A 22,760-nucleotide genomic window follows, 5' to 3' on the forward strand; every position below is an offset into this window, starting at 1 on the left:
GAGCATGGGCTCGGCTCTACATTATCGTCAGCCCGTCCGCGCCTCACGGCGTCGGTGCACCCAGTAGTAGAGCGTCGGCAGTACCAGCAGGGTCAGCAGCATTGCCGACAGCAGGCCACCGATCACCACCACCGCCAGCGGCTTCTGGGTCTCGGCGCCGATCGCATGCGAGGTCGCCATCGGCAGCAGGCCGAACATCGCCAGCAGTGCGGTCATCAGCACCGTACGCAGGCGCTGCAGCGAGCCCTGCACCACCGACTGCAGCAGGTCCATGCCCTGCTCGCGCAGCTGGGCGAAGCGACTGAGCATCACCACACCGTTCAGCACCGCCTGCCCGAACAACGCAATGAAACCGATGGCCGCCGACACCGACAGCGGAATACCGGTCAGCCACAGGGCCAGGATGCCGCCGATCATCGCGAGGGGCACGTTGGCCAGGATCAGTGCTGCGCTGCTGATGTCCTTGAAGGCATCGAACAGCAGCACGAAGATGATCAGCACCGACAGCGGAATCACCCAGCCCAGCCGCTTCATCGCACGCTGCTGGTTCTCGAACTCGCCGGACCACTCCAGCCGGTAGCCTTCCGGCAGCTGCACGCTGGCGTCCACGCGTTTGCGCATGTCGGCCACCACGCTGCCCATGTCACGACCAGCGATGAAGATGCTGACCGCCTTGACCCGCTGTGCGTTTTCGCGCGAGATATTGATCGCGCCGCTGGCCATGCGGAAGTCGGCCACGTCGGACAACGTCACCGTGTGGCCATCGCCGATGCCCACCGGCACCGTACGCAGCCGTTGCAGGTCACGGTCGGCATCGTCCAGGCGCAACGTGATCGGGAACCTGCGGTCGCCCTCCCACAGCTCACCGACCTGGCGCCCGCCCAGTGCAGTCTCGATCACTTCGTCGATGTCGCGCACGTTCAGGCCATAGCGCGCGGCGCGGTCGCGGTCGATCTCGATCTGCAGCTGCGGCAAGGAGCCATCACGGTCGATGAAGGCACTCTCCACGCCCTCCACGCCACGCACCTGGCCCAGGATCGCCTGCGCCTGCCGGTTCAGCACGTCAAGGTCCGAGCCACTGACCTTGATCACCACCTGGCCCTTGATCTGCGAGATGCTCTCCAGGATGTTGTCGCGCACCGGCTGCGAGATCGAGAACTCCGGCCCCGGAATGCGCTGCTCCAGCGTGCGCTGCAGGTCGCTCACCAGCTGCCGCTTGTCCACCCCCTTCGGCCATTCCTTCTCCGGCTTCAACGCCACCAGTGCCTCGATCTGGTTGGCGCCCTTGGCATCGGAGCCGTCTTCCGGCCGCCCCAGCTTGGCCACCACCGTCGATACCTGCGGGAAGGTTCCAACCAGCTCGCGGATGCGCCGCGACTGCTGCTGTGCTTCGGCCAGGCTGGTGCTGGGGTCAAGCGTGGCGGTCAGCCAGATCGAGCCCTCGTCCAGCTCGGGCAGGAACTCCGAGCCCAGGCGGGTACCCAATGCCAACGTACCCACCAGCAATGCGACCGCGGTCAGCACCACCGCACGCGGTCGGGCCAACGCACGCTCCAGGATCGGCCGGTACCAGCCGGTCAGGCGGTCCATCAGCGGATTGCCATCGCGCATGCGGTCCCGTCGCAGCCACCAGTAGCAGAACAGCGGCACCACGGTCAGCGCCAGGATCAACGCACCGATCAGGGCCGAGGTCACCGAGTACGCCATCGGCGCGAACATGCGGCCTTCCTGGCGCTGCAGGGTGAAGATCGGAATGTGCGCGGCGATGATGATCAGCATCGAGAAGAACGTCGGCCGGCCCACTTCCGATGCGGCGGAAAGAATGGTCGAGAACCGCGTCTTCCGATCAGCCGTAGGTGGCAGCTTCGACAATCGCGAGACAATGTGCTCGGTGACGATCACCGCGCCATCGATGATGATGCCGAAGTCCATCGCACCCAAAGACAGCAGGTTGGCCGGCACGCCCCACAGGTGCAGGCCAAGGAAGGTCGACAACAGCGCCAGCGGCATCATCGCCGCCACGATCAGCGCGGCGCGGGCGTTGTACAGGAACAGCCACAGCACCAGGAACACCAGCACCGCACCTTCCAGCAGGTTGCGGAAGACGGTCTTCAAGGTGGTCGACACCAGCCAGGAGCGGTCGTAGAACGGCTCGATGCTGACGCCGGCCGGCAGCTGGTTCGCTTCGATCTCGGCGATGCGCGCATGCAGGGCGTCGAGCACGTCGGACGGATTCTCGCCCTTGCGCATCAGCACCATGCCGAACACCGCATCGTCATTGTCGTCCTGGCCGACCAGACCCTGCCGTGGCAGGCCGGTATCGGCGATGCCGGCCAGGTCGCGCACCAGGATCGGCGTACCGCCGCGCTGCGCCACCACCACGTTGCCGATGTCACCCGGCGAACGCATCAGGCCCACGCCGCGGATCAGGAACTGCTGCTGGCCGCGCTCCACGTAGCCGCCGCCGGCATTGGAGCTGCCCTTCTCCAGCGCCTCGGCGAATTCACCGAGGCTGATGCCGCGATCACGCAGCTTGTCCAGGTCCGGCTTGACCTGGAAGGTGCGCGCGAACCCGCCGAAGCTGATCACATCGGCCACGCCCGGCACGGTGCGCAGGCTGCGCTCCATCGTCCATTCCTGCACCGTGCGCAGCTGGGTCGGCGTCATGTGCGGGCCCTTGAGTACGTAGCGGTAGATCTCGCCCACCGCCGAACTCATCGCCTCCAGCTCCGGGGTCACGCCCTCCGGCAGCTCCACGCCCTGCAGGCGCTCCAGCACCTGCTGCCGCGCGAAATAGTCGTCGGCCTTGTCGTCGAAGGTCAGGATGATCATCGACAAGCCGAACTGGGTATGCGAGAACACCCGCACCGAATGCGGAATGCCGGACAAGGCCACTTCCAGCGGCATCGTCACTTCGCGTTCCACCTCTTCGGCGGCGCGGCCCGGGTGCAGCGACACCACCGTCACCTGGGTGTCGGAGACGTCCGGGAAGGCCTCCACCGGCAGCACGCGGAACGCGGCGATGCCGCCGCCGATGAACAACAGCAGTGCCAGCATCACCATCAGCGGCTGGCGCAGGCAATAGGCAATCAGGCGATCGATCATGGGGCGGCATGCCCCGCGCCGGTGCTGGCGGCCGCTGGCGCGCTGTCGACCAGCTGCTGCAGCAGCAGGCCCCCTTCGACCACCACCCTGCTGCCAGCCGCCAGACCGTCACGCACCCACAGTCGACCGTCACCCAGCTCCTCGGCGTGCACGGCGTGGCGCACGTAGCGGCCCTTGCCCTCTTCCACGAACACTACCTGCTTGCCGTCGATCAGCAGCACCGCCGCATCGGGCAACGAGACACCGCCCTCGGCCGGCAACGCCACCTGGGCGCGCACATACTGTCCCGCCTTGAAGCCGCGTGCGCGATTGTCCAGCTCGGCGCGCGCCTGCACCACGCGGCGTTCGCTGTCGACGAAGTCATCCACATGCTGCAGGGTCGCCTGCAGCGGCTGGCCATCTGCACCCGGCACGCTCACCTGCATGCCGGCCTTCAAACGTCCGGCCAGGCTTTCGGGAATGTCCAGCAACAGCCACAGGCGGTCCGGATCGCCGATCACTGCCAACGGCTGATCGCTGTCGGGGCTGACCGACATGCCCGGGCTCATCCGCCGCTCCACCAGCACGCCATCGATGGGCGCGCGCAGCGGCAGGCGCTGGTCGACGCGCTGGCCGTTGCCATAGGCCTTGGCGAAGGCGGCCGCGCGTGCATGATCAGCCTGACTGCCAGCGAAGTTTGCCTCGGCCTCGTCCAGTTCACGACCCGACGCCACTCCCGCCGCATGCAGTTCGCGGGTACGGTCCAGTTCCTTGCGTGCCTGCTTCAGCTCGGCGCGACCACGGGCACCTTCAGCCTGAGCCTGGCCGAACTCGGGCGAGGTGATCCAGGCGATGACCTGGCCGGCTTTCACCTTCTGCCCCGGCTGTGCCTCGATGCGCGCTACCTGCCCCGGCAGCGGCGTGTGCAGTGCGCTGGAGCGCGTCTCATCCCAGACCACCCGGCCCGGCAGCTGCAGGCTGGCGCTGGCGCCGGCGGTCACCGCCTCGCTGCGCAGCACATCCAGCTGGCGGCTGTCGGCGGGAAACTGGATCTGGCCCGCGCTGACCTGGGGCGCATCCTCGGTATAGGACGCTGGCTCGCGGCCACAGCCGCTCAGCAGGGCCAGCGCCAGCAACGCCGGCAGCACGGCATGTCGCGCCCTTGGGCGATGGGCGACGGTGGACTTCATCGGGATTCTCCTTCGGCAACGGATGTGGCGGCTTCCCAGCGCGCCAGGGCAATGGCATGGTCGGTGCGCGCCTCGATCAGCGCGGCCTCGAAATCGCGCCAGCTGCGGCGCGCATCCAGCAGATCGGTCAGGTTGGCGGCACCGCGCCGGTACGCCAGTTCGATGCCCTGCACCGCCCTGCGTGCGGCGTCGGACTGCAGTCCCTCATAGTCGCTGCGGCGCTGTGCGGCGGACTGCGCGCTGGCCTGCAGCTGGTCCAGCTCGGCGCGTGCTTCGCGCTGCAGCACCTGCAGCTCCAGCGCGGCGCTGTCACGGTCGGCCTCGGCACGCTGGATCGCGCCGCGCGCGCGCGACGGCCCCCCCAGCGGAATGGTCAACGACACGCCCCAGGTAACACCGCTGATGTCGGTCGGCTCACGTTCGGCCTCCACACCCAGCTGGATATCGCGATGGCGCTCGCTGCGCGCCAGAGCCACGCCTGCGTCGGCCGCGACCAGGCGCGAACGCGCGGCACGCAGGTCGGCGCGCTGCTGCGGGTCGAACGCGCGTACATCGGCCACGCTGCTGGCATCCGGCCAGGGGTCATCGGCACTGAGGTCGTCGCGGCTGTCATCGCTGCCCAGCAGCAGGCCCAGCGCATGCCGTGCATCGCGCAGATCCAATGCTGCCTCGCGTGACGCGTCGGCGACGGCGAGGTCGTCCACCGCCAGCCGCGCGCGATCCACCGGTGCCATCGCCCCTGTCGCGACCTGCTTGTCGGCCGCCGCCATCTGCTCGGCCGAACTCTGCCGGTTGGCGTCGGCAATCTGCGCCCGCTCCTGCGCGCCCTTCAGGCCGAAATAGGCTTCATGCAGTGCCACCTGCTGGCGGCGCCGGGTATCGAGCATGTCCAGTCCGGCCACCTCCAGCAGCGCTTCCGCCTGGCGGACGCGCAATGCACGCTTGCCACCGCGTTCCCAGGTCCAGCCCAGGCCCACGGTGCTGTCCACCCGCTTGTCCTGCCAACGTCCAGGGCCGATGCCGTGCTTGGGGCTGATCTTGCTGGTGCCGATCGACAGCTCGGTGGCCGGGCGCAGCGCCGCCGTCTGCGCGTCACCCTGCACCCCGCGCAGTTCCAGTGCCGCGGCGCGCAGGTCCGGGTTGTGCGCTTCCATTGCACGCTGCGCTTCTGCCAGGGACAGCGCCGAAGCCGCAGGCGCGCACAAAAGGGCGGCCAGCACGACCGCAAGACGAGGGGAGAAATTCATGCACGTCACGGTAAGGTGACGGACTTGCGCCAAACTTGCCCCAACCTTGCACGAAGCTTGCAATGCGAATCCTGCTGATCGAAGACGACGCCGCACTGGCCGATGGACTGATCCGTGCCCTGCAGGGCGCCGGTCATCTGTGCGACCACCTCCCGCGCGGGCTGCACGCGCCGGCCGCGCTGGCCAGTACCCCATATGACGTCATGGTGCTCGACCTTTCGTTGCCGGACGTGGATGGCCTCGACCTGCTCTCGCGACTGCGCAACGACGGCGCTACCCTGCCGGTGCTGATCCTCACTGCGCGCGATGGCGTGGAGGACCGCATCCTCGGTCTCGACCGCGGTGGCGATGATTACCTGGCCAAGCCATTCGCACTGGGTGAGCTGGAAGCCCGCCTGCGTGCGCTGTCACGCCGCCGCAGCGATGCGCCGGCACAGAAGCGACTCGGCCGGCTGTGCTTCGACAGCATCCGCAATGAAGTGCAGGTGGAAGGCCAGCGCATCGAGCTGACCGCACGCGAGCTGTCTCTGGTCGAAGCGTTGATGCAGCATCCGGGCCGCACCGTCACCAAGCAGCGGTTGTTCGATGCGTTGTACAGCTGGGACCACGAGGCCAACCTGTCGGTGATCGAGGTGCATGTCAGCCGCCTGCGCCGCAAGCTGGAACAGGCGCGTGCCGGCGTCGGCATCCGCATGCTGCGTGGCCTTGGCTACCGGTTGGAGGCGGTGGGTGACTGAGCGCGTGCACAGCCTGCGCGGCCTGCTGCTGCGGCGCCTGTGGCTGCCGCTGCTGGTGCTGCTGCTGTGCAGCGCAGTAGGTTCGTTCGCGCTGGCGCGCTTCTACGCCGGCCAGGTCTACGACCGCTGGCTGCTGGACTCGGCGATGTCATTGTCCGAGCTGGTGACCGTGCAGGATGGCCGCGCCTCGATCGAGATCACCCCGGCCGTATCGCGCATGTTCACCTGGGACACCGCCGACGAAGTGCATGGCGAGGTGGTCGACGCTGCAGGCGGGCGCCTGTATGGCGACCTGCCCGAAGCATTGCCGCGCCCGGCGAGCGCTGCCGCGGATGACGACGCGGTCTACTACGATGCCCGCCTGCGTGGGCAGCCGGTGCGCATGGTCGAAGTGGTGGTCAGCGCCGGGCCGGGCCATGACATCCGGCTGCGCGTGGCCGAGACGCTGCGCAAGCGTCACCGGCTGGAACGCAAGCTGCTGCTGACCAGCGTTCCGTTCCAGGCCGCGATCTTGGCACTGGCGGCGTGGCTGGCCTGGTCCGGCACCGGCGCCGCCGCACGCCACGCGAACCTGGTCGCACGGAAGCTGGCCAGCCCGCGGCCGGATCCATTGGCACCGCTGGACCCGGCGCAGGAAGCTCCCCGCGAACTCTGGCCGGCGGTGGAGGCCTACAACGCCTTGCTGCAGCGCCTGGACGCGATGCAGGGGGCGCAACGCCGCTTCGTCAGCAACGCCGCACATCAACTGCGCACACCGTTGGCGGCCATGCAGGTGGAGCTGGAGAGTTCATTGCGCCAGCACGATCCGCAGGCGCAGCAGCTGGCGTTGTCCGGCACGCTGGCCGGGCTGGCGCGGCTGCAGCACCTGGTCAACCAGCTGCTGATGCTCAGCCGTTCCGAAGACCCGCAGGGCAGCGCGCTGCCGCTGCAGCCGGTGGATCTGGCCGTGCTGGCACGTGGCGTGGTGGAGCGTTACGCCGACCGTGCGTTGGCGGCGGGCGTGGACCTGGGTTACGACGGGCCCGACGACGGCGTGCAGGTACAGGGCGACCCGCAACTGCTGCGCGAGGCACTCGGCAACCTACTGGACAACGCACTGCGCTACGGTGCCGTGCGTGGTGTGATCACCCTGGGCCTGCAGCAGAATGCCGAAGGCGTCCAGGCATGGGTGGATGATGACGGCACCGGCATTGCCGAGGCCGAACGCGGACGCGTCACGGAACGCTTCTACCGGGCCAGCAGCGAAGGCGATGGCTGCGGGCTGGGTCTGGCGATCGTGGCCGAGATCGCACAGCGGCATGGTGCGACCCTGATGATTGATACCGCCCCGATCGGTGGCGCACGGGTGGGGTTGCGGTTTCGATCCCGCTGACGTCCTGCGTGCCCACCAAGGTTGGCACCTACCCGGTCACGCCACCCGGTAGTCGCCCACCTTGGTGGGCGCTGTTGACCTCCCGTGTGCCAACCAAGGTTGGCACCTACCAAAGCGGGATTCCCCGGGAGCATGGCTCGGTAGACGCCAACCTTGGTTGGCGCCGTTGACGTCCCGCGTGCCAACCAAGGTTGGCACCTACCAGAAGCGGGATCCCCGTACGCCAACCCACAACCCATCACCGGCTCATCGAATACGGCGCCTGCGCGCCCTGCCCCGGCCAGTCCTTGTTCGGCTCGGCCTGCATGCTGAAGCGCAGCTCGCCGCCGGCCAGGATCTCGTCATGGCGCAGGAAGGTGCGCTGTAGCGGCTTGCCGTTGAGGCTCACGCTGCCCACATAGGTGTGCTTGTCATCCAGCCCATCGGCCACGATGGTGAAGGTCTTGCCGTTCGGCAGGCGCATCGTGGTCTTCGGCAGGAACGGGCGGCCGAGGATGTACTCGCCCGAGCCCGGCGCCACCGGATAGAAGCCCAGCGCGGTGAACACGTACCACGCCGACATCTGGCCGACGTCATCGTTGCCGGCCAGGCCATCGGGGCGGTCGGCGTACTGGGTGTCCATGATCTGCTTCAGGCGCGCCTGGGTGCGCCACGGCTGGCCGGCATACGAATACAGGTAGGCCACGTGGTGGCTGGGCTCGTTGCCATGCGCATACCAGCCGATCAGGCCGGTGATGTCTTCCATGTGCTCGAAGATGGATGGATCGACCTTGGCGTTGAACACTTCGTCCAGGCGCGCGAGCAGCTTGTCGCTGCCCCCGTGCGCGGCGGCCAGGCCGGCCACGTCCTGCGGCACGTACCAGGAGTACTGCCAGGCATTGCCCTCGGTGTAGTCGGTGCCGTAGCCACTGGCGCTGGGGTCGAATGGCGTGCGGAAGCTGCCATCGCGCTTGCGTGCGCGCATGAAGCCGGTGTCCTTGTCGAAGGCGTTGCGCCAGTTGCCGGCGCGCGTGTCGAAGGTGGCCGCAACATCGGTCTTGCCCATCGCCTGCGCCATTCGAGCAATGGTCCAGTCATCGAACGCGTATTCCAGCGTCTTGCTGGCCGCTTCGCCTTCCTCGTCGATCGGCACATAGCCCAGCTCGCGGTACTGTGCGATGCCATCGTAGGGCCCGTAGTTGGCGGTCTCGACCATCGCCTTCAGCGCCTTGTCGGCGTCGAAGCCGCGGATGCCCTTCACGTAGGCATCGGCGATCACTGGCACCGCGTGGTAGCCGATCATGCACCAGTCTTCCAGGCCATGGAACGACCACACCGGCAGCATCCCGTAGGGGCTGTGCTCATGGTGGGCCAGCATCGAATTGACGAAATCGCTGTTGCGCTTCTCCGGCTGCACCAGCGTCAGCAAAGGGTGCAGCGCACGGTAGGTGTCCCACAGCGAGAACGTCGAATAGTTCGTGAAACCATCGGCTTTGTGCACCGCGTTGTCCGAACCACGGTACTGGCCATCGGCATCCATGAACAACGTCGGCCCCAGCATCGTGTGGTACAGCGCGGTATAGGCGCTGCGTCGCGCATGTTCCGGCGCATCGATATCGAGCACCGACAGCGCCTGCGTCCATTCCTGCTTTGCCTGCGCACGCACGCGGTCGAAATCGAAGCCGGCCACCTCCGCGTCGAGGTTGGCAATGGCACCGGCTTCGCTGACCGGCGAGATCGCCACCTTGACCACCAGCGGTGCGTCCAGCTTGCCGAAGGCGAAGGTGCCGACCAGCTGACGGCCTTCGATCTGCGCCCGCTGCGCTGGATTCTTCTCGCCCGGCGGCGGGAAGCCCTTGTAGACGATGTCCTGCTCGGTGTTGTGCAGCTCATGCCCGGAAAGCGGCCGCGAGAAACGCATCGCGAAGTACAGCTGGCGGCCCGGCGCCCAGCCGCGCGTCTCGCGGAAGCCGGTCACGGTGCCATCGGCGCGCACCCGCACCCGCGACCACAGCACCTTGCCCGGGTAGTCGTACATGCTGGTGCGCATGTCCAGCAGCACCTTGGCATCGGTGCCCTTGGGGAAGGCATAGCGGTGCACGCCCACGCGCGCGCTGGTGGTCAGTTCGGCGCGAACCTTGTAGTCGTCCAGGGTGACCGCGTAGTAGCCCGGCTCAGCCTTCTCGTCATCGTGGCGGAAGCGCGACGCGTAACCGCTGCGCGGCTTTTCCGGGTCACCGCGCTCCAGGCCGGGATTGCCGGTGAACGGCATCAGCAGGATGTCGCCGAGGTCCGAATGACCGGTGCCGGAAAAATGCGTGTGCGAGAAGCCGACGATGCTGCTGTCGTCGTAACGGTAGCCGGCTGCCCAGCCATAGGCCTTTTCGCGCGGCTGGATGCGTGTGTCCGGGCTGAGCTGGACCATGCCGAATGGCACCGTGGCACCCGGGTAGGTGTGGCCTTCGCCACCGGTACCAATGAACGGGTCGACCGAAGCGTATGCCCTGTCGGCGGCCGTTTTGGCGGGAGCGGCCGACGCCAGGCCGGAAGCGAGCATCGCCGTGGCGGCGACAGCGATCAGGAGACGACGGTCCAGCGTGGGCATCGGCGTTTGGATCGATTCAGGTGGTTGCCGGATGCTAGCACCGGGCATCCCGTGCCGCATGTTGCAGTGCGGCCATCGGCCTTGCACCCGCTGCATGCCCTCGCGCGGCTGACGCCCGCAGGAAATGCGACCGGCCATGGCTCACCTCTACGGCTGTACCGGCACTTGCCGTGTACCCCGCCCCCTCCTACCCTGCGTCCACACCCGGGAGAGGACGCATGCTCATCCGCACTGCACGATGGATCGTGATGGCAAGCCTGCTGGGTGTCGTAACGCTCAGCCATGGCGCGCCGCCCACGCCCCCCGCCCCATCGCGTGCTGCCCAGGACGACTACACCATCCTGCGCCTGCTGGTCACCGACGACCAGGACCACCTGCTGCTGGAACACAACCGCAGCGGCTGGATGACACCCGCTGTACGCGCCAACCGCAAACAGAGCATCCAGCAGGCGCTGCAACAGCTCTCATCGGATCTCGGCCTGCAGGTATCGCCGTTCACGCTGGCGGCCATCTACAGCTATCGTTTCAACGAAGATCCGCCGGACCCAAGCCACGACGCGGTGTCGTTCCGGCAGCACTATCGCGCCACCCTGCGGGCCGGGCAGCCACCGGCGAGAACCGCGGACAAGGAATACCGGTGGGTGAGCCGCGACGAGGCAGCGACGCTGATCGGCATGGAAGCGCTGCGGATGGAAACCCTGCAGGTGCTCGATCACCCCGGAACGCTGTGGGGCGGTGCGTTCGAGCTGTCATTCAAGGGCGATGAGGCAACGGGCACCCGATTGATCGAACCGTTCTACCCGTTGCGGTGAGGTCAGCACCGACGGGATAGCGTCGGCTGCGTCTTGCGCGGCGCGGAACCGCCGCGCTCCGCGCGACAGCCGAGCATGGGCTCGGCGCTACGGCAGATCGATCGGCCTCGCTACGCCGCCAGTGCCTTCTGGATATCCGCCAACGGTGCGTTGGTCAGGTCCTTGGCGATATCGCCGAGCAGGCGTGCCTGGACCTCTTTGTGCAGCAACGGACGGATGCGGCCCAGCGTGGTCGGATCAGCGATCAACACCAGATGCGCATAGCGGTTCTTCAAGGCATCCTCGTTGAGCTGTTCAGCCACCTGCTTGGCGAACGTTGCCTCGTTGAGTTGCGAGACCGACATGTCCTTGGGCACCGCCCCGGCCGGGCCCTGCCCGGACACCCCCTGCTCGCTGATGTCCTGCAGGCGCAGTTCACCCTCCTGCTTCAGTGCAAGCTGGTTCGCGCTGCCTACGTTGGTGAACACCCGCGCCGAACCCCCGTCGGCAACCACGATCAGCGTTCCTTCGGGAATCGTCCGCGCCATTGCATCCTCCATCAATCCAAAAAGTGGGTGTGCGCTCCACCTTATGCACGCCGATGTCACCAGAGCGCGTACAGGATGTGATTCCGTCATCGCAATCTGAAATCCGCCCTAAATTTGCCCGGAGGCCTGCCGCTATGGCCTCCATCATCGCGAGGAACCTCTGTGTACGCTGGCTCACTGTTCCACGTCTGCTTCGCCACCAGCCTGGCCATTGCCGGCTGCGCCGGTTGCATCCACCAGTTCCTGCAGGGCCAACCGTTCTTCGCCCTGGCCATCATGCTTTCGGTACTCACGATGATCGGCGCCGCATTGGTCACGCGGAAACTGGCACTGCCGGGCGCCCTGGCGATGGCCTGCACGGTGTTCGGTTTGATGACAAAGTCGGCCTGAGCCTTCTGAACAGGCGAGATGGAACACAGCGTGCAGATCAGCCTGCTTCGCTGCATGCTCACGCCGATGCCGTTATGATGAACGGATGATCGACACGACCCACTACGTGACGGGCGCACCTGTTACGTGGGAAGCACTGCCGACCGGCGCTTCGCTTGCCACGAATGCTCCCGCCCTGCATTGCCACCGCCTCGCGCTGGATCCCGGCGGATGACGCCCGCAGGCCCACGGCCTGCCTTCCCCACACGCTGATGTGACACGCGGCTGCCAACTGCGCGACCGTTGTGATCCCGTTGCCGCGTTTCCGCCGTTGCGGCGGTGCTTTGCCGTGCGCGTGGCGTTGCGCCTGCACACGTTCCCCGGCCCCCACGCCGCCTTCCGATGCCCCTGCGCCACTTGCGCCTGCATCGCCGTTTCCGATTTCCGGGACACACCACGCCGCCATTCCCCTATTCCATACCTACAAGGGAGCCCCCATGCAGGACACGCCCGAGGCACATGCCCATTTCGGCTGGTTCAAACGCCGCCGCCACCTGAAGGTCGATGAGATCACCGTCGTCGACAAGCCCATGCTCAAGCGCGCCGTGGGCGCCGCCGCACTCGGCAATGCCATGGAGTGGTTCGACTTCGGTGTCTACGGCTATCTCGCCGTCACCATCGGCCAGGTGTTCTTCCCGTCGAGCAATCCCACCGCACAGGTGATCGCAGCCTTCGCCACCTTCACCGTGGCATTCCTGGTGCGTCCACTCGGCGGTCTGGTGTTCGGCCCGCTCGGCGACCGCTATGGGCGCCAGAAAGTACTGGCGTTCACCATGATCCTGATGGCGCTGGGTACCTTTGCGATCGGCCTGATTCCTTCCTACGAGCGGATCGGCATCTGGGCACCGGTGCTGTTGCTGCTGGCGCGCGTGGTGCAGGGCTTTTCCACTGGCGGCGAGTATGGCGGTGCGGCCACCTTCATCGCCGAGTATTCCACCGACCGCAACCGCGGCCTGATGGGCAGCTGGCTGGAGTTCGGCACGCTGGGCGGCTACATCGCCGGCGCCGGTACCGTGACCGCGCTGCACATGCTGTTGAGCAGCGAACAGATGCTGGACTGGGGCTGGCGCATTCCATTCCTGGTGGCCGGCCCGCTGGGCCTGCTCGGCCTGTACATGCGCATGAAGCTGGAAGAGACCCCGGCATTCCGCGCCTTCGCCGAGGAAGCCGAGAAGCGCGAGCACGACCGGCCCGGGCTTGGCGCGCTGTTCCAGGTGCACGGCCGCCAGCTGCTGGTGTGCATGGGCCTGGTGCTGGTGTTCAACGTCACCGACTACATGCTGTTGACCTACATGCCCAGCTACCTCAGCGTCACCATGGGCTACGCCGAGAGCAAGGGCCTGCTGCTGATCATCATCGTGATGCTGGTGATGATGCCGTTGAACATTGTCGGCGGGTTGTTCAGTGACAAGCTGGGCCGCCGCCCGATGATCATCGGCGCCTGCATCGCGCTGCTGGTGCTGGCGATTCCGTGCCTGCTGCTGGTCGGCAGCGGCAACGACTGGATGATCTTCCTTGGCCTGATGCTGCTGGGCCTGGCGCTGGTGTGCTTCACCAGCTCGATGCCGTCCACGCTGCCGGCCCTGTTCTATACCCCGGTGCGCTACAGCGCGCTGTCGATCGCCTTCAACGTCTCGGTATCGCTGTTCGGTGGCACCACGCCGCTGGTTACTGCATGGCTGGTGGAACGTACCGGCGACCCGCTGGTGCCGGCCTACTACCTGATGGGCGCAGCGGTGATCGGCCTGGTCACCATGCTGTTCGTGAAGGAAACCGCGGGGCTGCCGCTGCGCGGTTCACCGCCGGCTGTCGGCAGCGACAAGGAAGCCGCCGCACTGCTGAAGAGCGATGTGCCGGTGACGGTGGACCCGAGCCTGCCGCCACTGCCGGAGGCTGCGGAACCTGAGCAGGTAAAGCCGGCCTGAGGCTCGGTGGAGCCGGCGTTGTAGAGCCACGCCCGCGCCGGGTTGCCTTTCGGGGGATCAGCCGAGCGTGGGCTCGGCTCTACAACGCATGCGCCCTCAATCGCGCGCAGCGTTCAACTCCATCGCGCGCATTACGATGGGTTTGGCCCAGTCCGGCGTGTGCAGCAGTTCGGCCACCGAGACCGGGTACTGCAGCTGGCCATGTGCCATCGCCAGCACCGGCAGCGGTTCGACGCAGCCTTCGGCATCGGCGGGCGCGCTGTTGTCGTAGACATGCAGTTCGGCCAGGTGGGGCAGCAGTTCCAGCAGATTCTCGCGCGCCGAATCGAAGCGCGCATGGATCTTTTCCACCGGGATGTCATGGCCGCCGGCAGCCACCCGCGCCGCAACGCGGGCGATATGCAGCTCCACCGTGGCCAGGCCGCAGAACCAGATCGCAACGTGATGGCGTTCGCAGGCTTCGCGCAGCAGGCGGGGAATGGTGTTGCCGCCCAGCGTGGTCTCGAAGGCGAAGTCCGTGCCATCGGCCATGGCCTGGCGCAGGCGGCGGGTGCCTTCCTGCCAGGCCTCGGCATTGGCGTCAGGCAGCGGCCAGCCGGTCTCCACCAGGCGGCGGGTGAACGAATCGGGGTTGAACCAGCCCAGCCCTTCGGCTTCCAGCCAGGTGCCCAGCAGCGAACTCTTGCCGGCGCCGTTGACGCCGGCCAGCACCAGGATCCGCCCCATCGGTCAGAGCGGACGGCCGAGGGTGACCTTGCGACCGCGACGGATCGGCTGGCCGAGCACCTTGCCCAGCCCTTCCCCACGCTGCAGGCCGGCCAGGGTCTGGTCGAATTCGCTGCGCAGGCGCAGCAGCTCTTCGTTGCGCCCTCCGGCATCTCCGCCAGCCGCCTTGGCCAGCAGCTCCTGGTAGGTGCGGATGTCGACGATCACCGCTTCGGGGTGATTGTGGTTGGTGATGACCAATGCCTGCTTCTCACGCACGGTACGCATCAGGCTCGGCCAGCCCCGGGTCTTCACCGATGAGGCCGGGGCCTTTTCAAGGCCAGGCAGATCCAGCGGCAGGGTCATGGCACGGCTCCAAACGGCGACGGTTGTGGCCATTATGCCCAATTTGGCCCAATTGGGGATAAATGGACGTTCAGCTGCCCGAACCGGGCCCCGACGCGCCCGGGGCATCGGTCTGCAGCAGGCTGTCACGCTCGCGCAGCGGGAAGCGGATCCAGGCATCCAGCCCCTGCGGGCCGAAGCGCAACTCGCCGCTGCCGGCCAGTTCATAGGGCACGCGCTGCTCGATCAGCGCCCGGCCCAGGCCACGCTGGCGTGGCAGCTCCCAGTCCTCCACCTCGGCATGGCGCTCGCACCAGTGCAGGCCCAGCCAGGGCTGCCCGGCCTGAACCTGCAGGTCCCAGGTCACCTCGATGCGACCGTCTTCATGGCTGAGCGCGCCATGCCTCAGGGCGTTGGTCGCCAATTCGTGGATCGCCAGGGACAGCACTTCGGCCGCCTTCGGTGGCAGCAGCACGTCCTCGCCCTGCAGGCGATAGGCGGCCGTGGCCGGCATCTGCGCTGCGATCTCCTCATCCAGCATGCCGCGCAGGCAGACCCCCGCATTGGCGCCGCGGGTCAGCAGGCTCTGCGTGCGCGCCAACGACATCAATCGTCCGCACAGGCGCTCGGCATATTCGTCCACGCTGCTGACCGACGCGCGGGTCCGCCAGGCAATGGCGTGGATGGTCGACATGATGTTGCGCACCCGATGCTGCAGTTCGGCCAGCAGCACCGACTGGCGCTCGGCGGCGCGCTTGAGATCGTCGATGTCCACGGCAATGGCGAACACGCCGCTGACCTCGCCATCGGCGTCGCGCAACGGCGCGGCAGCGACCCGGGTCCAGCGCGCGCGGCCATCATCATGCAGGTACTGGAACTCCAGCCCCGGCACCACGGTCTCGCCGCGCATTGCGCGGGCGATGGCGAAGTCGTCCGGTGCAATGGGGGTGCCATCGGGATGGCAGCCGTGCCAGCGATGCTGGTTATCGGCGTCTCTGGAAGGCACCTTGCCGGTGGGCAGATAGGCGCGCATCTGATCGTTGGACAGCAGCATGCGGCCCTGCAGATCAACAATGCACAGGCCGACCGGCAGCATCCTGAAGGCCAGCTCCAGGCGCCGCTCGCTCTCGCGCCGCCGTAGTTCCTCGCGCTCGCGCGCGGCCAGCGCCAGATGCGCGGCGGTGGTTTCGAACATGGTCACCAGCACGCCGTTGATCCGCCCTTCCTCGCCGCGGATCGGGCTGTAGGTGATCGTGAACCAGATGTCTTCCAGCCGGCCGCGCCGGACCAGCGGGTACAGCTTGTCTTCGAAGGTGAGCGTCTCGCCCTGCCAAACCCGGGTATAGAGCGGCCCGTTGATGTGCCACACCTCGGGCCAGCACTCGCGGGTCGGCTGGCCGAGCCCGCCGGGATGCTTGTCGGCCAGGATCTCGGCATAACCATCGTTGTAGAGCTGCACCAGCTGCTCGCCCCACAGCACGATCATCGGGAAGCCATGGGCCAGCATCAGGTCCACGGTGGCGCGCAGGTGGGGCGGCCACTGCTCACAGGCACCCAATGGCGTGGACGACCAGTCGTGGCGGGCAATGCGGGCCGCCATGCCATCGTGGCGGGCATGCAGGCGCAGTGCGGGTGGCATCGCCCCGCGCGGTTCGGCAACCTGGAGACCTTCGATACGGCGCACCATGCGGCGCGATCAGGCGATGCCCGCAGAAGCCTGCGGCGTCGCCACCAGCCCGGCCAGCTGCTGGACCAGGGCTTCGATGTGATAGGGCTTGGTGCAGCGCGGGGCGGCAGCGAAACGACTGGGCAGATTGTCGTCGTAGCCGGAGGTCAGCAGGAACGGGGTGCCGGCCTCGGCCAGGCGGTCGGCCAGTGGATAGACCTGTTCGCCGCCCAGATTGATGTCCAGCAGGGCCACATCGATGGGATGTGCATCAACCAGCTGCCCCAACGCCTGCAGGTCACCGGCAGGCCCCACCACCTGCGCTCCCTTCAGTTCGAGGTAGTCGACCAGGAACATTGCAATGGCGAATTCATCTTCCGCCACCAGCACACGCAACCCTTTCAGGCCCTCTGGTTTGTTACCTGCTTCCAGCACGCCCTGCACTCCTCGATGCACGCGACCCGCCTGCGGTCGCCACGCGGGCAGGATGCGCGATCGGCCCTACAAGAGCGCGTGATGATCGATGAAGACTCCGCGCAGAGCGTACTCACTCCGTCGTTGCATGGACACCACTGGGCGCAGGTTCAGAACGCGCGCTCCCACTTCAGGCTGAGCAGGCTGCGGTCATGGCTGTACAGCCAGCCGACGTTGCTGTCGATGCGGGCGTAGCGCAGGCTCAGGCTGGGCACCAGCCCGGCCACGGCAAGGCGCTCGCTGCGCAGGATGGCGATCAGGTTCTGTTCGTCGTCCTGCCTGCGCGCTTCCAGCAGGGGACTCCAGGCATCGTAATCGCGATGGCGCAGCGATATGAACACAGTGGCCGTGGTGCCGCTCCACTGCCGTGCCGCGCCCAGCCGCAGGCCGCGCTGGCGGTAGCCGTTGGCCGGGGCGGCAGCGCTGCTGTCGGTGACATCCAGCCCGGCAAAGACCGTCCAGCGCGGATTGAGCGCGCGGAACCAGGTGGCATACAGCGATGCCAGCTCGCCGTCGTAGTTGCCGGCCAGGCCCTGCTGGCGATACCGCTGGCGCTTCCAGTCGGCCTCCAGCTTGAGCAGGCTGCGCGCGTCCAGCGCATATTGCCATTCCCCGTGCACGCCACTGCCGCCCTGCAGCGCATGATTGCCCAGGCCCTGGTAGTCATAACTGGGGGCAAGCATCACGGTCTGCCGTGCACTACGCCAGCTGTAGCCCGCCTGCACGTTGGCATTGAGCTCGTTGTAGGCACTGTGCCCGCGCCATGCCTGACCGAAGGCAAGACCGCGCACGTACAGCCCATGATGCCCGCCGAGTACCCAGCGCCGTTCCAGGCTGGCGTCGTAGTCGAGGCCCGCCGCGCGCTGTGCGTCGGGCAGTTTCCGTTCGATGATGCAGGCGTCGCCTACGCCGAACAGGCAGGTGCGACTGGCCGAGCTGCGGTTGATGTTGTCACTCCATGCCGGGCCGGCGGACAGCGCGCCTTTCCAGCGCTGGCGCGCCTGCAGGGCACCCAGGTAGCCGTCCACGCGCGCGCGGACGCCGGCCGTGGCTGGATCATCGGCATTGATGCCATCCGCGATCGCCGTGAACAACGCCACCGCATCGCGATCGCGCTGGTCCTCGGCGTAGACGCGCGCAAGTTCAAGGCGGGCCGGCAGGAAATCCGGCTGTGCCTCCAGCAGCGCCTCGTACTCGTTGGCCGCGCGATGGTGATTGCCGACCACCCGCGCCAGGCCGCCCTGCGCATAGTGGCGCAGCAACGGGTCGTGGCCAGGCAGTTCGATGTATTCATCCAGGAAGCGTTGCGCGGCGCCCCATTGCTGATGCTGCAGCGACAGGTACAGCGCCTGGCCCAGATCGTCGACCGTGCGCTCCACGCGCAGGGTCTGGCCGTCGATGGTGATGGTCGGTCGCTCCGACTCGGCCTGCTGCAGGCGCTGCTGGTCCTGCTGCTGGTGGCGCAGGTCGGTGCCCTGTTCGAGCACGCGGCGAAGATCGTCCTGCTGGGCGCACACGTCGGCGGCCGCCAGCAGCAGTACGACAAGGAAGATGGGATGGCGCATGGTCGATCCGTGGTGGTGCATGCAGCGGGCCGAAGCAGGGACTGGCGGATCGCGGCTTGTCCCTGCCCTGCCCCGTCAGGGGCGTGGCAATCAGTTCTTGCTGCCGCCGAAGGCGGTGTCGTACTGGCTGTTGCCGCTGAAGGTGGCGATACCGGCCAGGGCGGCCGCGTTGGCGCCGAAGAACTGCCCCTGGGTGGTGCCGGCAACGCTGCCGTTGGCGGTGGCCGAACCGGCGAACGATGCGTCGGCACTGTTGATGTTGGCAACGATGGCCAGGTTCAGGCCGTTGCCCGACAGCGCACCATCCAGGGTGCCGGCGCCGAAGTCGGCGTCGAAGGTGCCGCTCAGCAGGTTGCTGCCGTTGAACTTGTTCAGGCCAGCCACGGTGTAGGACGCCACGCCGGCGGGCAGCGTGGTGCCGGCGCGGTCACCAACGAAGTAGACCTGGCGGTTGTTGAAGCCACCGGCGGCGCCATCCTTGGACCATTCACCGAACCAGACATCGCCACTGCCGACCTTGACGAAGTTGAAGTGGCCCATGCCAGCGTGGCTGCCCGGTGCGCCGGTGATCGGCATGGCCAGGGTACGTACCGTCACGCCATTGACGGTGGTGGGTGCCGAGTAGGCGCTCAGGCCCTGGAAGTCCACCGGCTTGGCCTGGGACACGGTGCCGACACCGATACCGGCCTTGCCAGCGCGGTGCGGGCCGCCATTGACCTGCGATTCGCCAACCGCCACATACAGCTCGGCATCAGTCTTGGCACTGGCGGCACCAACGATATCGGCAGCATGCGCGGCACCGACCAGAGCCAGCGAGGCGGCAACGGCGAGAACCGAACGGGAGATCATTTTCATGGTATTGCTCCTTGGTTGAGGGAACTACGGGTACAACGCTTGAAGGTGGGAGATCAGAAGCGTGCGGTGACGCCGAGCTTCAGGGTGCGACCCGGGGCCGGCAGCGTGGACCGCGTGGCTGGATCGACGTAGTAGCGGTTGCCGAGGTTGCTGCCGACCAGTTCGACGCTGGCATGCTCGTTGAAGCGCCAGCGCGCATAGGCATCGACGGTGGTGATGTTTCCCCAGGTGAACGGCACGTTCTGCCAGAGCAGGCCGCTGCCACCGCTCAGCAGGCGGTCACGGTAGGCCTGCAGATCAGGGTTCTCGTGGCGCTGGTAGTGCACGATGCGGCTGCCAAGCTCCAGGCGCTCATCGAACAGGCGCGTGCCCAGCGACCAGTTGATCGACAGCTTGGGAATGGCCTGGGTCAGCAGGTAGCCACCGACGAAACCATCCTGCACGCAGTTCGGGACCAGGCCGCGGTTCGCATCTAGGAGCACCGCCGTGCTCTCGTCACACACCTCGTTTTCCAGCGTGCGGGTGATGCCCAGATCGGTGAAGAAGCGCCGGTTGTCGAAGCGGGCCTGCAGTTCGATGCCACGGATGGTCTGCTTGTCGATGTTGTCGAACAGGAAGTTGCCATCGCGCTCGATCACGTCACGGGTCTTGTGCACGTAGTACGCCAGCTTGACGTCGGCATCGGCGGTGTTGCCGAACAGGGCCGACAGGTTGTGCACGTAGCCCACTTCGTAGTTGTAGGCGTGCTCGGGCTTGAGCGCATGCAGCGGATTGAGGCTGCCGGAGAAAGCGATCGTGCTTTCGAACATGCTCGGGAAGCGCACCGCTTCGCTGTAGCGCACGTAGGCACGGGCGGCCGGGGACAGGTGTGCAGTGGCCGAGAAGGTCGGCAGCCAGGCATGGTCGCGGCGGCGGCTGTTGCGTGCATCGACCGGCTGCGACTGTACGCTGTTGCCGATGTTGCAGACCTGGTCGCTGCCGGCGAACACCGGCTGCACGCCGGGAATGGCCGCCACTTCGCCATTGAGGCAGGGATTGCCGGCGCGGGTGTAGTTGCCATCGGCATCGGGCAGCCAGGGCCGCGTGTACCTGACCGGACGCGGCGTCTCGTACGGTGCCAGCAAGGCACGGATGCTGTCATCGATGAACCAGCCCATGCCGCGCTTTTCCCATACGGCGCGGCGTGCTTCCAACGCGTCGATGCGGGCCTGCAGATTGGCGGGACGGGGCGGCAACTCGTTCACGGTGTACTGCGCTTCCTTGCCACCTACGCCCTTGGTCAGCAGCTCGGGGTGCGCCTCGAGGAAATCGTCGAAGGCCCAGTAGCGGCTGTAGCGCACGCCTGCATTGAGGGTAAGGAAGTCGACCGGCCGCCACTCCAGGGTCAGGTAGCCCTCGCCCTCCTGTCGGCGCCCGGCACGCGGGAACATGCGCCAGCCATCGGTGGTACCGAAGTACGGATCGCTCGAACCGAGCTTCTCGTATTGCCAGTTGCCGCCCAGGGTCAGGTCCAGGGTCGAATGCAGGGCGAAGCGGTTGCTCAGGGTCAGGCCGGTCCGGTCGTTGCTCGCATTCGCCAGCGCGGTGTTGCGCAGGATCGGGCTGGCACCGGCATTCCAGTCCGGATTGCCGGGGGCGAAGTTCGGGAAGCCGCCTGCGGTGTAGGTATCGCTGTCCGTCTCGGTGCGCCACAGGTTGGCGTAGAGGTCCAGCCAGCGGCTGCCGGCCGGCTGGAAGCGGTATTCCAGGTTCCAGGCATCGGACGCAACCCGGCTGAGCGGCCACTGGATGCGTCCGTAGTCGGGCGCGGACAGGATGCGCGACGGCATGATCTCGCCGTAGTGGGACAAGGTACGCCGCCAGGTAGCCTTCAGCTGCTGGTCGTCATTGATCTGCCAGCTGCCCTTGACCAGCCAGGACTCCTGTTCGCTGGAGGTATTGGGCACTTCATCGCCCGGTTTGAAGTAACGCGCCAGCGTGGTGATGTAGTCGATGCCCTGGTACTCGAACTGCTCACGCCGGTCCTGGTCGTAGTAGGCGCTGCCCTGGGTCCCGGAGAAATAGTTGCCGCGCTTGCGCCAGGCGTAGGCAGCCATCAGGTCGACGTTGTCGCCGCGTACGCCCAGTGCCAACCGCCAGGCCTGATCTTCGCCATCGAAGGGGTTGTTGCCGCTGCGCGACTTCACCGGCACCACCAGGGTGCGGTCATCATAGGGCGAGTTCGGCGAGCCCTGCGGGAACCCCGGCACCGTGCGGTAATCCTCGCCGGTGTGCAGGCGCGGCAGGCGTGGCGCCACCGCATTGCTGCTGCCTTCGATCTTCAGCTCCCCGCCGAAGCGTTCGCCGGCAGCAACAATGTCGTCAACGTCGATGGTCTTGATCACCAGCGCACCACCGATCCCGCTGTGCACATCGCGCACCAGCCCTGGCCCCTTGATGACCTGGATGCCACCAATCAGGTTGGGATCGATGTAGTTGCGGTTGCTCACGCCGTTGTAGCCGCGCCAGACCGTGAGCGCCTGTTCGCCGCCGTCGATGCTGACCGGCACCCGCCCCGGCCCCTGGATGCCGCGGATGTTGATGTCCAGCGCGCCGCTGTTGCGCGCATCGCCACTGAACACGCCGACCAGATCCTTGACCACGTCGGCCGGGTTGGAGCCACGGTAGCGCTCCACCCGGTCGCGCCCCGAGTACGCCGTGGTCAGGTCCAGCGCGAACACATCATCGTAGCCGCGCCGATCGCGGGCCTCGCCCCCTTCCGACTGCAGGCGACCGGCCACGTCCAGCGTCTCGGTCACCCGCACCCCTTCCCCTTCACCCGCCTCCGCTGCGGCCCGCAGGCTCCAGGTGCCGTCCATGCCGCGCTGTGCGCGCACGCCGCTGCCGCGCAACAGCTGCTGCAGGGCCTGCATCTGGCTGTACTCGCCTTTCACTGCACTGGAGCGGCGGCCTTCCACCAGGTCGCTGCGGAACACCACCTGCACGTCGGCCTGGCGGCCAAAGGCACGCACGGCATCAGCCAGTGGCTGCTCCGGAATGGTGTACTGGCGCAGCGGCGCGACGACCGCCGGTTGCGCCTGCACGGCCGGCACCCAGGCCAGCGGCAGCAATGCGGTGGAGATGGCCAGGGCCAGGACGGTGGCGCGACGATGACAGGCGGATGCCGTGGACGGCATGGACAGGAACTCCTCAAGCGTGGCGGGACCACGGGCACATCCGGTGCCGGTGGTGTCTCTGGCTTGA

17 protein-coding genes are annotated in these 22,760 nt (G+C 67.1%); 5 read left to right on the forward strand and 12 right to left on the reverse strand.

The genetic code is table 11. The annotated features are described in order from the left end of the window. Positions 1–27: 27 nt before the first annotated feature. The 3 genes from SriyCCGPB3_RS11800 to SriyCCGPB3_RS11810 are packed head-to-tail and all read right to left on the reverse strand — an operon-like array spanning position 28 to position 5,521. Positions 28–3,105: an efflux RND transporter permease subunit gene (locus SriyCCGPB3_RS11800; RefSeq protein ID WP_032129446.1), complete on the reverse strand. Its 3,078-nt coding sequence runs from the start codon at positions 3,103–3,105 to the stop codon at positions 28–30. Next, positions 3,102–4,274 (reverse strand): efflux RND transporter periplasmic adaptor subunit, encoded by a 1,173-nt coding sequence (locus tag SriyCCGPB3_RS11805; RefSeq protein ID WP_350259281.1) that lies wholly within the window; start codon positions 4,272–4,274, stop codon positions 3,102–3,104. The genes SriyCCGPB3_RS11800 and SriyCCGPB3_RS11805 overlap by 4 nt, the downstream gene beginning before the upstream one ends. Then, complete coding sequence (locus tag SriyCCGPB3_RS11810; RefSeq protein ID WP_153855468.1) at positions 4,271–5,521, reverse strand: TolC family protein; 1,251 nt, start codon at positions 5,519–5,521, stop codon at positions 4,271–4,273. The genes SriyCCGPB3_RS11805 and SriyCCGPB3_RS11810 overlap by 4 nt, the downstream gene beginning before the upstream one ends. A 62-nt stretch (positions 5,522–5,583) precedes the next feature. On the opposite strand from SriyCCGPB3_RS11810, the gene SriyCCGPB3_RS11815 reads away from it, so the two are divergent. Both SriyCCGPB3_RS11815 and SriyCCGPB3_RS11820 read left to right on the forward strand, forming a co-directional pair. Further along, a complete protein-coding gene (locus SriyCCGPB3_RS11815; RefSeq protein ID WP_071227978.1) occupies positions 5,584–6,258 on the forward strand; it encodes a response regulator in 675 nt (224 codons plus the stop codon). Beyond that, positions 6,251–7,630: a sensor histidine kinase N-terminal domain-containing protein gene (locus tag SriyCCGPB3_RS11820; RefSeq protein ID WP_180847650.1), complete on the forward strand. Its 1,380-nt coding sequence runs from the start codon at positions 6,251–6,253 to the stop codon at positions 7,628–7,630. Before SriyCCGPB3_RS11815 ends, SriyCCGPB3_RS11820 begins: the two co-directional genes overlap by 8 nt. 238 nt (positions 7,631–7,868) lie before the next feature. On the opposite strand, the gene SriyCCGPB3_RS11825 is transcribed toward SriyCCGPB3_RS11820, so the two are convergent. Further along, entirely contained in the window at positions 7,869–10,214 is a 2,346-nt protein-coding gene (locus SriyCCGPB3_RS11825) for a GH92 family glycosyl hydrolase (protein WP_110712495.1), read from the reverse strand. Positions 10,215–10,432: 218 nt separating this feature from the next. On the opposite strand from SriyCCGPB3_RS11825, the gene SriyCCGPB3_RS11830 reads away from it, so the two are divergent. Further along, positions 10,433–11,026: an NUDIX hydrolase gene (locus SriyCCGPB3_RS11830; RefSeq protein ID WP_180853947.1), complete on the forward strand. Its 594-nt coding sequence runs from the start codon at positions 10,433–10,435 to the stop codon at positions 11,024–11,026. A 110-nt stretch (positions 11,027–11,136) separates the two neighbouring features. Here SriyCCGPB3_RS11830 and SriyCCGPB3_RS11835 read toward each other — a convergent pair whose 3' ends face one another. Beyond that, entirely contained in the window at positions 11,137–11,553 is a 417-nt protein-coding gene (locus SriyCCGPB3_RS11835) for a host attachment family protein (RefSeq protein ID WP_164161894.1), read from the reverse strand. Between the two features lie 162 nt (positions 11,554–11,715). On the opposite strand from SriyCCGPB3_RS11835, the gene SriyCCGPB3_RS11840 reads away from it, so the two are divergent. Both SriyCCGPB3_RS11840 and proP read left to right on the forward strand, forming a co-directional pair. After that, on the forward strand, positions 11,716–11,943 hold the full coding sequence (locus tag SriyCCGPB3_RS11840; RefSeq protein WP_350259282.1) for a hypothetical protein: 228 nt from the start codon (positions 11,716–11,718) through the stop codon (positions 11,941–11,943). Between the two features lie 476 nt (positions 11,944–12,419). Continuing rightward, the gene (proP, locus tag SriyCCGPB3_RS11845) at positions 12,420–13,907 is read left to right on the forward strand and encodes a glycine betaine/L-proline transporter ProP (RefSeq protein ID WP_110712498.1); all 1,488 of its coding nucleotides are present in this window, start codon (positions 12,420–12,422) and stop codon (positions 13,905–13,907) included. A gap of 96 nt (positions 13,908–14,003) precedes the next feature. Here the strand turns inward: proP and SriyCCGPB3_RS11850 are convergent, their stop codons facing one another. The 7 genes from SriyCCGPB3_RS11850 to SriyCCGPB3_RS11880 all read right to left on the reverse strand — a co-directional run bounded on the left by SriyCCGPB3_RS11850 (position 14,004) and on the right by SriyCCGPB3_RS11880 (position 22,693). After that, entirely contained in the window at positions 14,004–14,633 is a 630-nt protein-coding gene (locus tag SriyCCGPB3_RS11850) for an AAA family ATPase (protein WP_164161895.1), read from the reverse strand. A 3-nt stretch (positions 14,634–14,636) separates the two neighbouring features. Continuing rightward, positions 14,637–14,978 carry a type II toxin-antitoxin system prevent-host-death family antitoxin gene (locus SriyCCGPB3_RS11855; protein WP_248857775.1) on the reverse strand — a complete coding sequence of 114 codons (342 nt, stop codon included), beginning with the start codon at positions 14,976–14,978 and terminating at the stop codon, positions 14,637–14,639. A gap of 70 nt (positions 14,979–15,048) precedes the next feature. Beyond that, on the reverse strand, positions 15,049–16,644 hold the full coding sequence (locus tag SriyCCGPB3_RS11860) for a sensor histidine kinase (RefSeq protein ID WP_350259283.1): 1,596 nt from the start codon (positions 16,642–16,644) through the stop codon (positions 15,049–15,051). 9 nt (positions 16,645–16,653) lie between these two features. Next, positions 16,654–17,058, reverse strand: coding sequence for a response regulator (locus SriyCCGPB3_RS11865; RefSeq protein ID WP_110714327.1), 405 nt, complete (start codon positions 17,056–17,058; stop codon positions 16,654–16,656). A gap of 149 nt (positions 17,059–17,207) precedes the next feature. Beyond that, complete coding sequence (locus tag SriyCCGPB3_RS11870) at positions 17,208–18,662, reverse strand: porin family protein (protein WP_248857777.1); 1,455 nt, start codon at positions 18,660–18,662, stop codon at positions 17,208–17,210. 90 nt (positions 18,663–18,752) lie between these two features. Further along, positions 18,753–19,517 (reverse strand): Slam-dependent surface lipoprotein, encoded by a 765-nt coding sequence (locus tag SriyCCGPB3_RS11875; RefSeq protein ID WP_032129432.1) that lies wholly within the window; start codon positions 19,515–19,517, stop codon positions 18,753–18,755. 53 nt (positions 19,518–19,570) lie between these two features. Beyond that, positions 19,571–22,693, reverse strand: coding sequence for a TonB-dependent receptor (locus SriyCCGPB3_RS11880; RefSeq protein WP_350259284.1), 3,123 nt, complete (start codon positions 22,691–22,693; stop codon positions 19,571–19,573). Between the last annotated feature and the right edge of the window lie 67 nt (positions 22,694–22,760).

This window comes from Stenotrophomonas riyadhensis (assembly GCF_040256885.1).
Lineage (GTDB): Bacteria > Pseudomonadota > Gammaproteobacteria > Xanthomonadales > Xanthomonadaceae > Stenotrophomonas > Stenotrophomonas riyadhensis.

Excerpts from the sequence above, each read along its gene's own strand:
- SriyCCGPB3_RS11800 (WP_032129446.1), bottom strand. The coding sequence starts at position 3,105 with ATGATCGATCGCCTGATTGCCTATTGCCTGCGCCAGCCGCTGATGGTG.
- SriyCCGPB3_RS11805 (WP_350259281.1), bottom strand. The coding sequence starts at position 4,274 with ATGAAGTCCACCGTCGCCCATCGCCCAAGGGCGCGACATGCCGTGCTG.
- SriyCCGPB3_RS11810 (WP_153855468.1), bottom strand. The coding sequence starts at position 5,521 with ATGAATTTCTCCCCTCGTCTTGCGGTCGTGCTGGCCGCCCTTTTGTGC.
- SriyCCGPB3_RS11815 (WP_071227978.1), top strand. The coding sequence starts at position 5,584 with ATGCGAATCCTGCTGATCGAAGACGACGCCGCACTGGCCGATGGACTG.
- SriyCCGPB3_RS11825 (WP_110712495.1), bottom strand. The coding sequence starts at position 10,214 with ATGCCCACGCTGGACCGTCGTCTCCTGATCGCTGTCGCCGCCACGGCG.
- SriyCCGPB3_RS11830 (WP_180853947.1), top strand. The coding sequence starts at position 10,433 with ATGCTCATCCGCACTGCACGATGGATCGTGATGGCAAGCCTGCTGGGT.
- SriyCCGPB3_RS11835 (WP_164161894.1), bottom strand. The coding sequence starts at position 11,553 with ATGGCGCGGACGATTCCCGAAGGAACGCTGATCGTGGTTGCCGACGGG.
- proP (WP_110712498.1), top strand. The coding sequence starts at position 12,420 with ATGCAGGACACGCCCGAGGCACATGCCCATTTCGGCTGGTTCAAACGC.
- SriyCCGPB3_RS11850 (WP_164161895.1), bottom strand. The coding sequence starts at position 14,633 with ATGGGGCGGATCCTGGTGCTGGCCGGCGTCAACGGCGCCGGCAAGAGT.
- SriyCCGPB3_RS11855 (WP_248857775.1), bottom strand. The coding sequence starts at position 14,978 with ATGACCCTGCCGCTGGATCTGCCTGGCCTTGAAAAGGCCCCGGCCTCA.
- SriyCCGPB3_RS11860 (WP_350259283.1), bottom strand. The coding sequence starts at position 16,644 with ATGGTGCGCCGTATCGAAGGTCTCCAGGTTGCCGAACCGCGCGGGGCG.
- SriyCCGPB3_RS11870 (WP_248857777.1), bottom strand. The coding sequence starts at position 18,662 with ATGCGCCATCCCATCTTCCTTGTCGTACTGCTGCTGGCGGCCGCCGAC.
- SriyCCGPB3_RS11875 (WP_032129432.1), bottom strand. The coding sequence starts at position 19,517 with ATGAAAATGATCTCCCGTTCGGTTCTCGCCGTTGCCGCCTCGCTGGCT.
- SriyCCGPB3_RS11880 (WP_350259284.1), bottom strand. The coding sequence starts at position 22,693 with ATGCCGTCCACGGCATCCGCCTGTCATCGTCGCGCCACCGTCCTGGCC.